Here is a 14,420-nt window from a genome sequence, read left to right on the forward strand (position 1 = left end):
ATTGTATGGCAAACAATATTAGATAAGACTGTCTAACAGTCGTTTAAGGATAATCAATCCTCTCTCAAGCTCTTCAAGCGTTTCCGGGGCACAAACAGAAACTCTTACTGCCCTCTCCGGACAACTGTTTCCTACTACAAACCGTTCTGCTGCAAATACCTGAATTCCTTGCTGTTTAGCTAACGCTTCAAATTCAGCCCCTGTAATCTTGCCTGGCAATAGCAGCCAGCGAAAGATGCCTGTTTCAGCACCTAAGCACGTAAAGTCTGCCAGGTACCTGTTTACAAGTTGATTTCTGCGAATCGTCTGCTCCTGATGGCCCTCAATCAAGGCTTCAAATTGATTTGATACAATTGTACGTGCTGCCAGTTCTGCCAATAATGGCGAAACGGAAACATTCAAATTATAAAGTGCCCTTGAAATTGGCTCCTTGAATTGACTCGGCACTGCAGCATAGGCCAGCCGCAGACCCGGTGCAAACGATTTGGATAAACTTGCAATATAGATGACCTGTTCAGGTGCAAATGATGCGACTGCCGGCAGTGGTTCTTTGCTGAGAAGATGGTATGAAGCATCTTCGATAATGAACTGATTATACTTTTTGGCAATGGCTGCGATCATTTTTCGAGTCTCAACCGACATAAAGGAAGCTGTTGGATTATGATAATCCGGAATCAAGTAAATGCCTTTAATATTTTCAGTTTTACACGCATATTCAAAAGACGCTGGACACATTTCATAGTTCTCTGTTTTTATTGGCACCAGCTGCACACTAAGCATTGCTGCAGCCGTTTTTAAGCCAGGGTATGTATGCTGGTCTACTCCAATGCGGTCTCCGGGCATACATAGACTTGCCAGTGCAGCAGCAATGGCATTTTGACCCCCATTCGCAAATAAAATGTGATCAGCGGTAGTTTCTAACCCGCCTCTGCGGATTAGCTTTACCGCTGCATCCTTTTGCCAATGGCTTTCTCCTCCCCTGCCATAACCAAACCATTTTTCATAATCTGTCTCCTGCAGCATACTTTTCAGCTGGAGCATCAGCGGCTCGAAAGAAGCATTATCCGGAAGTGTTGCCCCCATTTCAATTAAGTGCTTCGGCTTTGTATCTTCTAGTAAATACGCATTCGATAACGCACCATACGATACAAAAGTGCCGCTTCCGACCGTTGCACTTAATAAGCCCTTTAACTCACAAACTTTAAATGCTTTTGAAATAGTGCTCAAATTTAAATCTAAATAATCAGCCAATTCCCGCTGTGGAGGGAGCTTGGTTCCGGGCAATAGCACTCCGTTTAAAATATCCTGTTCCAATTGCCCTGCCAGCGCTTGATAAATGGGCTTTTCTGTTTTATCAATGGATGGCTTCCAGGTCATAGGATAGTTTTCAAAAGAATTAGTCGGCATGGTACGCACCCTTTTTTGTACAAGTTTTCAATGAGCTGTTTCTCCAATTATAACCCTTGTTCCACTCCACTGCCCATTTCATTTAAAAAAGAAAAATTTTAGTTTTTATTCTTCAAATACCTTTCCCAATCGCTTAGATACATCATAGATTTATCTTCAGGCTTAGATGGTAATTTACAGATAAACTCCAATGAGTTTCCATCTGGGTCATGAAAATAAACCATTGCATGTGTCTGGTCTGGCATTACAATGGGTTCAAGAGGTTTAAAGCCGAATTCTTCACGCATTTCAATGCCGCGCTTTTCCAGCCACGTTTTGGCATTCTTTAGATCTTCTAAATCTACTCTAAATGCAATATGTCTGATGGATGGATGATAAGAAAATTGTACTTGTTCACATTCCCATAACCCAAGCCAGCTTTCATTCTTAACGATCCAAAAAAATGCAGTTTTCTCATATTTTATGGCTAATTCCATTCCCAAGCCCCTGTAAAACTCAATTGACTTGCTGATATTACTTACCGGTAAATGTGCTTCGTACAGTCCTTTAATCATTTTTTCACTCCTGTCCTTCATTTTCTTAGCATTAATATACCAGTAACGGATCCATATTTCGTCCACAATATGGATGATATTTTCTACTGCTTTAAACGTATTGACCTCTTAAGGACTTTCCAAAACAAAAAAGCTGCCCCGCATGATTGTGCGGGACAGCCCATACCTATTCGATTACTTCCACACGCACGCTTTTTCGCCCCCATTGGAGGGCATCGCTGCGATTAGGAATAAACACATCTATTGAACTTCCATTTATGCCGCCGCCTATGTCCGCTGCTATCGCAACTCCATAGCCTTCAACTTTTACGATAGATCCTAGCGGAATGACACTGGGATCGACAGCAATCACTTTCGCATCAGGGTACTTATTTAAATCCAGACCCATCCGTGTCACACCTGAACAGCCCTCACAATCTGCCGTGTACGCTGTGCTTTCCACAGTCAATGTTTTACCGGCTGCTGAACCGCGCTTGGCCTTTCGGTCCAGCTCTGCTCTTGTTCTCGGGCCGGCAATTCCGTCTGCAGTTAGACCTCGCTGTTTTTGAAAACTCTTGACGGCGCTCACTGTGCCATTTCCATAAATTCCATCTAAATTAGATTCATAGTGACCTGTTTGTTTCAATTGATATTGAATTTGGATGACCTGCTTCCCAATGTCTCCATATCTCAGCACTTTTAACGCATGGCTTGTTTGCGATCCTGCAATTCCATCAACCTTCAGATGGCGCTTACGCTGAAAATCCTTGACGGCTTCCACTGTGATAGATCCATAGTATCCTGTCGATGTATGGTACGGGAAAACCCCTTTTGTCATCAGGTAATCCTGCAATTCGGCCACATCTGACCCTGATGATCCATTGGCAAGTGTCCGATCTCCAAGCGCCGCTTCTGTAAATGAAGGAGCGGCAAGCATGAGAACTCCAGCCGCAAAAACCATTAGCATGTTTCTACATCTCTTTAACATAAAAAATCCTCCCCAATTTCTTTTTACATAAAAGAATTCGGGAGGAGATGACATTATTCGTGTATAGAAAGCAGAATCACAACGTTCGGCCCTGTATAATCCATTAATTTGAAATAATGTGTTCTATTTTGTCTGAGTAAATATTACGCGACATAATGAGAAAAAAGATCATAAAAAGTGCCTTTTTTTCAAGCTAATTCTGCGCTATTTGAATAAGGTTGCCGCATGTATCATCGAAGACAGCCAATGTGACATCGCCCATTACTGTCGGCTCAATCGTAAACTTCACTCCCAGTTTTATTAATCGGTTATATTCTTCGTGAACATCAGCAACGCCAAACATTGTTGCCGGAATTCCTTCTGCAAATATCTTCTTTTGGTATTCTTTGGCGGCCGGATGTGCATTCGGTTCCAGCAATAGTTCCGTACCTTCTTGATCTTCTGGAGAAACAAGGGCGATCCACCTGTGTTCCCCGACTGGAATGTCATGCTTTTTTACAAACCCCAGCGTTTCTGTATAAAATTTTAATGCCTTATCCTGATCCTGGACGAAAATACTGGTAACAATTACTTTCATCATGTTTTTGCCTCCTTTGATATTTGTGACGGATGATTCTGTACTAACCATCTGAGCCCCAGCAAAACAAGCCCGCACATTAGTTAGAATACCTATTCCGCCTTTAGTAAATTACTCTAGCCATCCTTTCAGCAAATTTTTAAGTGGCTGGTTATTGAAAATAATTACGCGATATTTTCCCTTTCGTTCGGATTTTATAAGCTCTGCATCTTCCAATACAGAAAGATGTTTAGCTATTGCCTGCCGCGAAATGGAAAGATCGTGCTTCATAATGAGACGAGCCGTTAATTCATACAGCGTCATCTCTTTACGTTCGGACAGTTCGTCCAATATAAGCCGCCGAGTCGAATCACCAAGTGCTTTGAATATAGCGTCTTTGTCCCAATTCATATTTCGATTATAAGCAACCTTGTGGTTACTTGTCAACACAAGCAACTTAAGGGTTGCGTAATGGTGGTGCCGTATCAAACTCGACGGTAAGCACCAATGTTGTACCATATGGGTTTTCTGGCTCAAACGGCTCAAGGATATTACGGAACAGGCCTAGCCGAATCCAAGCGAACAGACTTGGCCTTAGCTTATGAAGAAGCCAATCTAAAGACATTGGGAATCACCAGAAAATGGTTCGGTATCATGGCGAAAAACAAGTGGTTTGAACAGCCGCCACTTGCTCCCAATAGAAAAGAGCTTGCTCAGGATAAATAAGTTATCCCCCTCATTTGTGTGAGCGATGTTCCCCCAGTCAATGTTTTACCGGCAGCTGAGCCGGGCTTGACCTTTCGACCAGCTCGGCTCTCTTTTTATTAATCTCCGCCCCCGCCGCAGCTTGAACAGGAACTGCAGGATGAGCAGGAACTGCAGGAGCTGCCCGACCCGCAGCTTGTACTGCTTGATAAAAGCTTGCTGCTGATTTTCATGTAACTGGAAAAATCATCATAATGAAAATAGGACACAGATAAAAAAGGAACAAGCATTGCGTTATAATTTTGCTGATTTTTTCTTTTTCTCATCATTTCTTGTATAGCGCTTTTTTCGTAATTTTTTACTTTCTTTGCTGTTTTTTTCATGGCAGAAATAAGTGAGATCACAGTAGCCATATACTTGCTATCACTTTTAAAATAGAGCTCTATTAGTTCATTTTCCGGCAAACGTTTAAACTCATCAATTATATTTGGAGGTACAGGGAATCTGTAAAATCCCTTATAAAGATGGATATTTTCATTTCTTATGAAAAAGAGCTCACCATACACCCAATCAAAAAATCCGCGTAAATCAGGTTCAGGCGACTTTTTTAGATTCGGACTATGATGAAGAGTGCTTCCTAAATATTCTTTTGAAAAATCATCATATTCACGGGTAAACATGAGCATCTGATGCCACAAATCATCAACCTTTTCGCTGAACATAGGGGACTCTTTTAAAAGAGAAGTCAAAATAAAGTAGCGTTTTAAATCCAGCAAACGCCAGCTGTACTCATTTTCTTTTAGTTTAATTTCTTTCATTACCCTCTCTTCTACGTTCCCCATATAAGTTTTACTAAGAGATCTCTCCAGGTGATCACTTAGCTTTTTTAACCCTTTAATCGGCTTTATATCTAATGATTTTGGAGATAAACCAAATTTAAATGAGACCTTTTTTCGCAAAAATAAAATAAACCAGATAACCACTGGAAGCATGAGTAACCAGACCATGTAATCCCCCCTTATACATTTCTTTATTACTATTACGAATTTCATTGTCGAGGGTTCCATATTTTTCAATTTTTATATTCATTAGTCCAAAAGAAAAGCCGCCTTCACGGCAGCGCCCAATATAAGAACTATTTAAGATAATATTACACCCGCATAATCCCCTCTTAGTACTTGTTTCTCATTCTGGTTCGAACAAAGGAAAGAGGCCGCAATGGCCATTCTGTTATGGACATTAAATCGCACCTTCAAGAGTATGTCGAACTCTCTGATTGCCAATGTAAAAGTTGTTCCTGGCGTATATGGATTTGTGAAGAAGGCAGGTCAAATGATACTTGAAGGGAAGGGACTAAGGGAAGTTGAATAAGTCCTGCCTTTTCTATCTTTCGTACAGGCCCGAAAACAACTATTGGTTCTCCATCGAATATTCAAATGATTTTGGTTCTATATCGTATAGGTTTTAAAAAAAATTAAAGGCTGTCCATAAAAGACCGTAACTTAACGATCTTCAGGGACAGCCTCCATCACTTTTGCTATATTCTTTCCTGTTTTGGAACAAAGACGGCAGGTGAAGCACTTATTGCAATGAATCTCTTTTACGGAAGTCTCCTTGCTTTCTTCTTTTAATTTGAGTGGACTAGTGGCAGTCATTAAAAGAACACCCTTTCTATTGGACACAGGTTGAAATTTTTCAATTCATTTGATAAACAGGGAGAGAAATTGTCTCTATCCCCCTCCCTGTTCTTTAAAAAAAGCGAGATTAATTCACAGTCTTACTTTCCTTTGTCTCTATTGCTTTAGATGGGCTTTCTCTTTCACATTTTTCGTTTCTTCATTCTCTTCAGCACCATTTGCTAAGTCACGGGTCGCTTTCTTGAATTCCTTCAACGTATTGCCAAAAGCTCGTCCAATTTCCGGAAGCTTTGAAGGTCCAAATATAATTAACGCAATCACCAGGATTAAAATGAGCCCGGGTATCCCGATATTCTGCAGCATCCTGCACCTCCGTAATCTGGATGGCTATTATCCTCCAGAGAATTCCCATTAAAACTCATATAAATTTAGCACTTATAGAATTGGCATTCCATGACGCTCTAATGCAGCTGCTTCCAGTATGCTCATTCCTTGCTCTTCGGCAAGTGATGCGACTTTGCCGGACACAATCGGGCCGAGGCCGGCAGGCGGAGCAGCATGTCCCATGGCCCTTTGGCGGGCAGAGTTTCGCCTCGCAAATGGTCCCCAAATCGCAAATGTGATACCTGGGGTTTGAATATTTACAAAGAACGTATTTCCATCAGGGGAGAATGCCGGTCCGGCAAATTCAGAGCCATTCATTGTGTTCTCAGCAAAGGTATAAACCTTTCCCTCAGGTGTCAGGCCAATGATTCTGTCATTCCCGCCGCCATCTTCAGCAATCCAAAGGTCACCCCAGGGACTCATACAAATATTGTCTGGCATTTCCAAATCATTTTTATCAGTGGATTCATAAAAAAGTTCTAATGTATTTGTGGCAGGAAAGTAGCGGTAAACACGGCCAAGGCTGCCATCCCCGGCACTCGTATCGTCAAACCAGAACACACCAGCAGAAAAGAACGCACCTTCTAAGCGGCTAAACTGAATACAGCCTTTGTCTTTGGCATCCTGCTGTGCGCGTTCTGGATTGATTTCCTTCCACACGACGCCAAATTTTTGTCCTTTTTCAAACGAACTTGCTTTAGATGCCGGAAGTTCATCGATTGCCAATGCCTCCAATTTCCCTCCTTTTTGAAGGGAGCCGAGAGTCTGGGTACGGTCATTTGGAGTAAACCGATAAAGGAAGCTTGGGCTCGCATCTTCTGTCAGATACCATATCCCTGTTGCAGGGTCGACTGCACAGGCTTCATGAGAGAAGTAACCCATATCACGGATTGGGGTTTTCGACATTTCGTTTTCCGGATCAAGCGGGTTGACTTCAAAAACAAAGCCATGTCCCAATTCCCGTGTCTCTTCACATGTTAACCAAGTCCCCCAGGTTGTGGAGCCACCGGCACAGTTGCGGATTGTACCAGAACTTGTCACATACTCCTGAATAACCTCTCGGTTCGAACCAACGACTAATGCGGTTGTACCTCCTGCAGCACCTTTGCTCCAAGGATTTTTTCCGTTTACAGGGTATTGAGAATTTGTGCTGTTTTCATGATTCCGTACAAGAATGGTCGTGTTTTTCTCTCCTCTATAAGCAGCCATTCCATCTAGCATGGCAGGCACGAGGTCCCCGTTTGACATTTTATCGCCCGTTTTGGATATAATTTTGTAATGGAACCCTCTAGGAAGATCTAATATTCCGTTTGGATCTTTTACTAATGGGCCATAGCCGCCAAAACCACTAGTTGGATTGTTGCCTGGTGCTGCAGCTAATGTCTTTGTGATGCCGCCTAAAGAATAGACACCCGACGCTCCTAACGCAACTGCTAACGTACCTGCTCCTCCAGCTTTTAAAAAGTCCCGTCTGTTCATGCCGCTATTGTTCAATCTCATCCGCCTCCTGATAAATAATTTGATGACTTATGATCCTTTGCTTCCGTGTCCACTATCATAAGTTATCAGACTATTCTTAAATGAATATTAAATATATGTAAGGCTTTAGTAAAAACCTATTAAAAATATCGATTAATTTTTCATTGATGAACTGGTTAGGATCTTGAAATAGGCGTTAAAAAGATTCTCATTTTCATAGATTTAGGATCTAATTTAAAAGACTTATAATTAAAAAAGGACAGCGAAACTTTGACCTGCTTTTGTCAGCACTTTATTCATATGGGATCTATCTGTAGTTTGGGGGATTATTGGAGAATGGCTTCAAAACTATAAGCTACTTTTTGTACGATCATTCGAAAAAAAAAGTGTCTTGAAAGCCAGCCTTTCAAGACACCTTACAATGATTAACTTATCATTCACACATCACATTGTACTGATATCAATTACAAATCGATACTTCACATCTGAAGCTAATACTCGTTCGTAAGCATCATCTATTTGATCAGCTGTAATGACTTCAATCTTTGGAACGATGTTATGTTTTGCACAGAAATTCAGCATTTCCTGAGTCTCACGGATGCCTCCAATCATTGAACCCGCAAAGGAACGGCGATGGCCGATGAGTGAGAACACATTGACTGACAATGGCTCTGCAGGAGCACCCACGTTAACCAATGTTCCGTCAAGCGTGAGCAGTGAGAAGTAAGCATCTATGTCGATTTTCGCACTTACCGTGTTAATAATTAAGTCAAACGTTCCGGCAAGTTTTTTGAAAGTTTCCGGGTCGCTTGTGGCAAAGTAATGATCTGCTCCGAATTTCAGGCCGTCTTCTTTTTTATTCAATGTTTGCGAAAGGACTGTCACTTCTGCACCCATGGCATGTGCAATTTTGACAGCCATATGGCCAAGGCCGCCCATACCGACAACCGCTACTTTCTTGCCCGGCCCAGCTTCCCAATGATTTAGCGGCGAATAAGTAGTAATACCCGCACAAAGCAGCGGGGCTGCAGCATCAAGCTCAATGCTATCAGGAATTCTGAGTACGAACTCTTCCTGTACTACAATATGCGTAGAATAGCCGCCTTGAGTAGGCTCGCCGTATTTGTCCACACCCGCATAGGTTTGGATATTTCCTTTGAGGCAGTATTGTTCTTCTCCTTTACGGCAGTTTTCACACTCACCGCAGGAGTCAACCATACATCCGACTCCTACCCGGTCTCCTGCCTTGTACTTTGTCACCTCAGCTCCTACTTCCGCAACAATTCCTGCAATCTCATGCCCGGGTACGAGCGGATAGTTCACAGGCCCCCACTCCCCGTGAGCAGTATGAATATCGGAGTGGCAAATGCCGGCATATTTAATTTCAATCAGAACATCATGCAAATCCAGATCACGCCTATTAATTTCAGCCGCTCTAAACGGCTTGTCGGGACCATCAACAGCCCGCGCTTTAGCAGTTATCATAAATAAGACCTCCTGTGTTTTTTAAGAGAATGATAGATTTAAAATAGTACTCAATTATGTCCCATCATTTATCTCTTTTCACAACCATGTTAAGGCTTATAGTTAACTCTAGGTCAAGCGATAAATTTAAAATTTTTTTCATGCTCATTAAAGTGACTTTGACATTTACAAAATACCATGGTAATCTCACATCATACCTTATAGTTAACTCTAGGTCTATATCTATAAGAATAGGAGATAAATAATGAAGACATACACGATCAGTGAAGTGGCAAAGGAATTGAATCTGACAGTATATACCCTCCGCTACTACGATAAGGAAGGTCTGATGCCTTTTGTAGAACGGACCCCCAGCGGAAACCGCTTGTTTAAAGAATCCGACCTTAGCGCTCTAAAAGTAATAGAATGCCTGAAAGCCACCGGGATGCCTATAAAGGAGATTAAAAATTTCATTGATTGGTGTTCTGAAGGGGATGCCACACTGCAGCAAAGATATGACATGTTTCTGGAGCGAAGAGCAAATGTAGAAGCACAAATGGAAGAACTAAGAAAAACAATGGAAGTCATCGAGCATAAATGCCTATACTACAAGACTGCACTGGAAGCCGGAACGGAAGATATTCATAAAGAAGATAAAATAGAGATTAATAGCTGACAGAAAGCCGCCTGTATTTAATACAGATGGCTTTCTTTTTAACTAAAAAAGGTCTAATAAAAATCACAGTACACACTCCAGTCATGTTTTTCTTGATTATAGAAAAAATAGAAACTGCCACTATCTGCAATGTTGAAATGGGCCTTTTCATCAGAACTTAATTGAAATACAAAGGGGTACTCTTCTCCAAAAGAAATTCCATCTTGAGCAAAAGCAGGATACTTTTAATCTTTCATCACTATAGAGATTGAATGAAAATTCCTGTTAGGTTAATTGGCAGCTATATTTCAGTTTTTATTAACTGATTAATTGACCTCTGCCAATCCGTTTCAAAAATTTATAGAATGTCTCCCGCTTTTTCCCCATTTGTGAGTAGACAGATATAATCTTTTCTACAACAGCGTACAGTTCTTCTGGCGTAAGATTCTCCACCAACAAGGAACCAACCTCAGCTTCTTTGCCTTTTGCTTTGCCTCCAACATATAAATTGTAATGCTCTCTAATTTTCATAATACCTATATCGCTTAACAGGGGCTCACCGCAGCCAATAGGGCAGCCAGTATACGCAACCTTTAAGGTAAAGGGAACAGGCTTGCCGGCTATACGGCGATTTATCTCTTTTGCTACTGGCATTCCCTCTTCCTCTTCCCCTTTGCAAAAATTACAGGTCCTCAAGCTTTTAACAAAGGATCCAACTGGATAACATGCTAACCCGACATGCTGGAATTCCGCTATAATCTCTTCCTTTTTATTTTCTGGTATTTCTATATAGAGTTGTTGAAAAGTTGTTAGCTCAAGTTCTTCATCTTCATCCATATACTTTGAAATCATCAATAGTTGTTTAGAGGAGAGTTTTGCACCAAATCCAATTCCTCCGTTTATAGCTAGTTTTATTTTTTTTGAATCATTCTCCATTTTTTTCTCCCCTTTACACTCCTTTATTTACCCTACCAATGGAGGGTATAATAAATGGTTAAAAGTATAACTTCCTCAGTATCTAGCTGCAGGAAATATCTAATTTTATATTTTTAGTATCTTCTTTATTTCACCTATATTTTGTTCAAACCCAATAAGGACCTTAGGCTTACTCATCCAACCTAATAAGGATTTATTTTTAAACACAAAAGCTGGAACAATTCTAGTACCCGTAATTTTAATTAGATCTTCCTCTTTATGCGGTTGTTTTGTTAAATTGTATTCAATATAGGATATTTTATTTTGGGAAAGAAACTCTTTCCCCGCCTGGCAGTCTGTTCATGTAGGTCTTGTATAAAGCTCAAGCTGAACTTTTGTCATAATAATCACTTCTCCTTTTTTGTTTATTTAACTTCTATAACGAATGGGTAGACATTCACTTGTCCTTCAAATTTGAATTCAGCCCAAATCTTATAAATGCCCGGCTTATCAAATTTCGTGTTAAATACTGTTTTATCATCTGCCACAGGGTGAACATGGATATATTTTTCTCCATCTTCATCCAAGACAACAACATGGCCTAAGGCGCCTAAATGAGGCTCAGGTTTTGCATCCTTCAAATCAAAATTAAGAGTTACCTCTTTGTTGACCTCAAAGGATTCAGCAGTTAATTCAACCGTTTTACCATTGATAGTCTTTGTAAAATCCCTATCGGCAGCGAGATCGTTATTACCGTGTTCATGATGCGCTTCACTAGCATGGAATTCAATAGGCATTACTGAATATTGAAGACCTTTTGGTTTTATATCAACGAACGCTTTATATGAATTACCCTCTAAACTTACTTTCTGTTTGTAGATTCCATCTCCCATTTTCTCTGGATGTAAATGATGGTACTCTTGTAAGTCTAAACCTACGACAATAAAGTGCATGTATTTTTCATGGGAAACTTCCAGTTCCGGAACATGGTTATTTTTATCTTTTAACTCAATGGTGATTTCTCCGTTAGCGTAGGATACTTTTGGTGTAACTTCGCTAATAGCATTTGTACTATGGTCCCCGTGGTCGTGGTTCATATTTTCTCCCTCCTGATTAGTAGTTTTTTGATTAGCGTGTTCCTCAGTTTTTGGATTTATACTTGCATACACATTGTAGCCTGCGATAACTGCCCCAAGGTACACGATAGCCGAAAGCGTCCAAATCAAAATACCTTTTTTCAAAGTAGGTCCCTCCTTCTTAAGCTTTTAACTTAATCCTTTGAAGCCTTAGTGCGTTAAGAACAACCGATACAGAACTAAACGCCATCGCTGCCCCCGCTAACCAAGGAGCTAAGAAACCAGCTGCTGCGATTGGAATTCCTATGACGTTATAGGCAAGTGCCCAGAATAGATTTTGTTTAATATTCGTGATTGTTTTCTTACTCATGAAAATCGCATCTGCAATACTCGATAAATCGCCTCGGATGAGGGTGATGTCGGCTGCTTCCATTGCCACATCGGTACCTGTACCAATCGCCATACCGATATCAGCTGTCGCAAGTGCAGGGGCATCGTTGATTCCATCCCCAACCATGGCCACTTTTTTACCAGCTTGCTGAAGCTTTTTTACTTCTTCAGCCTTGCCTTCTGGTAAAACCTCCGCAATGACTTTCTTAATTCCAACTTGGTCCGCAATAGCTTTTGCTGTTTGGGTATTATCCCCTGTGATCATTACTACTTCTAAGCCCATTTTGTGTAAGCGGGCAATGGCTTCTTTAGATGTATCCTTAATGGTATCAGCAACGGCAACCATACCTGCATAGCTGCCATCAATTGCTACTAACATAGCTGTCTTTCCTTGCTTCTCCAAGTTCTCCATTTTGGACAATACTTCTTGAACATTGACACTATATTTAGCCATGAGTCTTCGTGTCCCGATTAATAACTGCTTACCTTTCACCGTTGACTGGATACCGAAACCAGGGATAGCTTCAAATGCCTCCGATGACCCAAGATTAATTCCTTTTTCTTTGATCCCTTCCACAATGGCTTCTGCAAGTGGATGTTCAGAGTTTCTTTCCGCTGTGCCAACCAGCGTAAGAAATTCGTTTTCATCGATTCCTTCTGCTAAAATGACATCCGTTAAGGACGGCTTACCATTTGTAACTGTCCCTGTTTTATCCAGGATAATCGTATCTAAACGATGTGTTGTTTCAAGGTGTTCCCCACCTTTAAATAAAATCCCAAATTCAGCTGCACGGCCTGAACCGGCCATAATCGAAGTTGGTGTTGCAAGACCAAGGGCACAAGGGCAAGCAATAACTAGTACAGCAATGAATTTTTCAAGAGCATCTGCAAAATCTCCGGGATTGATATAGAAAAACCACACAAGGAAAGCAATAATCGCTATACCAACTACAATCGGTACAAAAATACCTGAAATTACGTCTGCCAAACGCTGGATTGGTGCTTTAGAGCCTTGGGCTTCTTCAACTACCTTAATGATTTGAGCTAAAGCTGTATCTTTTCCAACCTTTGTTGCTTTAATTTTCAAGAATCCATTTTTATTAATTGTTGAACCAATAACGCTATCTCCAATCGTTTTATCAATTGGAATACTTTCACCCGTTAACATTGATTCATCAAGGGCTGATCTTCCTTCCACAATCTCACCATCTACCGGTACCTTTTCACCAGGTTTCACATAAACAATATCCCCTTCTAAAACTTCTTGGATTGGGATAAACATTTCTTGGCCATCACGAACGACTGTTGCATTTTTCGCCTGAAGTCCCATTAACTTCTTAATCGCCTCAGATGAGCGGCCTTTCGCCTTCGCTTCAAACAGTTTACCTAATAGAATTAAGGTAATAAGAACAGCACTCGTTTCATAATAGAGCTCAACCATGTGGCCATCGGAGCCTATCGATGCAAAGCTTAGATACAAACTATAGAAATATGCAGCTGATGTACCAAGAGCAACTAGCACATCCATATTTGCACTCTTGTTTCTTAACGCCTTATAGGCCCCAACATAAAACTGTTTGCCAACCACAAATTGAACTGGTGTCGCCAGGGCTAGCTGTACCCAAGGATTCATAAACATGTCGGGCAGCCAAATGAATGACGTAAATTCAAAATGACTAACCATTGCCCACAATAGCGGGAATGATAAAATGGCAGAGAAAAGAAACTTTCCTTGCTGCTTTTCTATCTCTTTTTGTCGATGGTCAACCTGTTCCCCTGCATTTTCTTTCTTTTGTTCAAGGTTATAGCCTAACTTTTTAATTGCCTCTTTCATTTCAGGGATAGAGACTTGCTCAGGATTATATTCAACCAGAACAGTTTCTATTGCATAGTTAACCCCTGCTTTTTCAACTCCATCCAACTTATTTAAGCGTTTTTCAATTTTATTGGCACAGGCTGCACAGGTCATTCCTGTAATATCAAACTCCACTTTCTCGCTTACAACGTTATACCCTAAGGATTCGACTTTCTCCTTAAATTTTGCTAAGCCAGTTTTATCTGGATCATATTTGATGTTTGTTTTCTCAAGGGCAAAGTTCACGTTGGCGTCTTCGACTCCATCGATTTTTTTCAATCCTTTTTCAATTCTTGTTGCACAAGCAGCACATGTCATTCCAGCGATTTGAAGGGTTGCTTCCTTCTGGCTCATATTTTTCACTCCTATCGTCCTC

General features: G+C 40.9%; 15 protein-coding genes and 1 pseudogene. 3 read left to right on the plus strand and 13 right to left on the minus strand.

Annotated features, from left to right (window positions below):
- Positions 1-18: 18 nt before the first annotated feature.
- The 5 genes from MKY20_RS00240 to MKY20_RS00260 form a co-directional block, all read right to left on the minus strand.
- Entirely contained in the window at positions 19-1,407 is a 1,389-nt protein-coding gene (locus MKY20_RS00240; RefSeq protein WP_217026142.1) for an aminotransferase-like domain-containing protein, read from the minus strand.
- A gap of 98 nt (positions 1,408-1,505) precedes the next feature.
- Positions 1,506-1,961 carry a VOC family protein gene (locus MKY20_RS00245; protein ID WP_251157285.1) on the minus strand — a complete coding sequence of 152 codons (456 nt, stop codon included), beginning with the start codon at positions 1,959-1,961 and terminating at the stop codon, positions 1,506-1,508.
- A 166-nt stretch (positions 1,962-2,127) separates the two neighbouring features.
- On the minus strand, positions 2,128-2,928 hold the full coding sequence (locus MKY20_RS00250; RefSeq protein WP_251267364.1) for a peptidoglycan-binding protein: 801 nt from the start codon (positions 2,926-2,928) through the stop codon (positions 2,128-2,130).
- Positions 2,929-3,121: 193 nt separating this feature from the next.
- Complete coding sequence (locus MKY20_RS00255) at positions 3,122-3,505, minus strand: VOC family protein (protein WP_026041539.1); 384 nt, start codon at positions 3,503-3,505, stop codon at positions 3,122-3,124.
- 111 nt (positions 3,506-3,616) lie between these two features.
- Positions 3,617-3,895 (minus strand): ArsR/SmtB family transcription factor, encoded by a 279-nt coding sequence (locus tag MKY20_RS00260; RefSeq protein WP_009335310.1) that lies wholly within the window; start codon positions 3,893-3,895, stop codon positions 3,617-3,619.
- Positions 3,896-3,991: 96 nt separating this feature from the next.
- Between MKY20_RS00260 and MKY20_RS00265 the strand changes: the two genes are divergently transcribed.
- Complete coding sequence (locus MKY20_RS00265; RefSeq protein WP_009335311.1) at positions 3,992-4,210, plus strand: DUF3231 family protein; 219 nt, start codon at positions 3,992-3,994, stop codon at positions 4,208-4,210.
- Positions 4,211-4,308: 98 nt separating this feature from the next.
- On the opposite strand, the gene MKY20_RS00270 is transcribed toward MKY20_RS00265, so the two are convergent.
- Positions 4,309-5,196: a hypothetical protein gene (locus MKY20_RS00270; protein WP_192908143.1), complete on the minus strand. Its 888-nt coding sequence runs from the start codon at positions 5,194-5,196 to the stop codon at positions 4,309-4,311.
- Between the two features lie 211 nt (positions 5,197-5,407).
- Here MKY20_RS00270 and MKY20_RS00275 point away from each other — a divergent pair, with 211 nt between their 5' ends.
- On the plus strand, positions 5,408-5,560 hold the full coding sequence (locus MKY20_RS00275) for a hypothetical protein (RefSeq protein WP_009335315.1): 153 nt from the start codon (positions 5,408-5,410) through the stop codon (positions 5,558-5,560).
- 422 nt (positions 5,561-5,982) lie between these two features.
- Here the strand turns inward: MKY20_RS00275 and tatA are convergent, their stop codons facing one another.
- From tatA to MKY20_RS00290, 3 genes are all read right to left on the minus strand, one after another.
- Entirely contained in the window at positions 5,983-6,189 is a 207-nt protein-coding gene (tatA, locus tag MKY20_RS00280; RefSeq protein ID WP_251174115.1) for a twin-arginine translocase TatA/TatE family subunit, read from the minus strand.
- Positions 6,190-6,261: 72 nt separating this feature from the next.
- Positions 6,262-7,710 (minus strand): alkaline phosphatase PhoX, encoded by a 1,449-nt coding sequence (locus MKY20_RS00285; protein WP_251267363.1) that lies wholly within the window; start codon positions 7,708-7,710, stop codon positions 6,262-6,264.
- Between the two features lie 423 nt (positions 7,711-8,133).
- Complete coding sequence (locus MKY20_RS00290; RefSeq protein ID WP_251174117.1) at positions 8,134-9,174, minus strand: NAD(P)-dependent alcohol dehydrogenase; 1,041 nt, start codon at positions 9,172-9,174, stop codon at positions 8,134-8,136.
- Positions 9,175-9,418: 244 nt separating this feature from the next.
- Here MKY20_RS00290 and MKY20_RS00295 point away from each other — a divergent pair, with 244 nt between their 5' ends.
- Positions 9,419-9,829, plus strand: a complete 411-nt coding sequence (locus MKY20_RS00295; RefSeq protein WP_009335319.1) for a MerR family transcriptional regulator — start codon at positions 9,419-9,421, stop codon at positions 9,827-9,829.
- Between the two features lie 297 nt (positions 9,830-10,126).
- Here MKY20_RS00295 and MKY20_RS00300 read toward each other — a convergent pair whose 3' ends face one another.
- From MKY20_RS00300 to MKY20_RS00315, 4 genes and pseudogenes are all read right to left on the minus strand, one after another.
- Entirely contained in the window at positions 10,127-10,744 is a 618-nt protein-coding gene (locus MKY20_RS00300) for a nitrite reductase (protein ID WP_251174118.1), read from the minus strand.
- Positions 10,745-10,849: 105 nt separating this feature from the next.
- A pseudogene (locus MKY20_RS00305) lies at positions 10,850-11,068 on the minus strand (glutaredoxin family protein); the annotation flags it as partial.
- An 80-nt stretch (positions 11,069-11,148) separates the two neighbouring features.
- A complete protein-coding gene (locus tag MKY20_RS00310; RefSeq protein WP_251174119.1) occupies positions 11,149-11,964 on the minus strand; it encodes a hypothetical protein in 816 nt (271 codons plus the stop codon).
- Positions 11,965-11,980: 16 nt separating this feature from the next.
- On the minus strand, positions 11,981-14,398 hold the full coding sequence (locus MKY20_RS00315) for a heavy metal translocating P-type ATPase (protein WP_071157427.1): 2,418 nt from the start codon (positions 14,396-14,398) through the stop codon (positions 11,981-11,983).
- Between the last annotated feature and the right edge of the window lie 22 nt (positions 14,399-14,420).

The organism is Cytobacillus sp. FSL W8-0315 (genome assembly GCF_038002905.1).
In the GTDB taxonomy this organism is placed as follows: Bacteria; Bacillota; Bacilli; order Bacillales; family Cytobacillaceae; genus Cytobacillus; species Cytobacillus pseudoceanisediminis.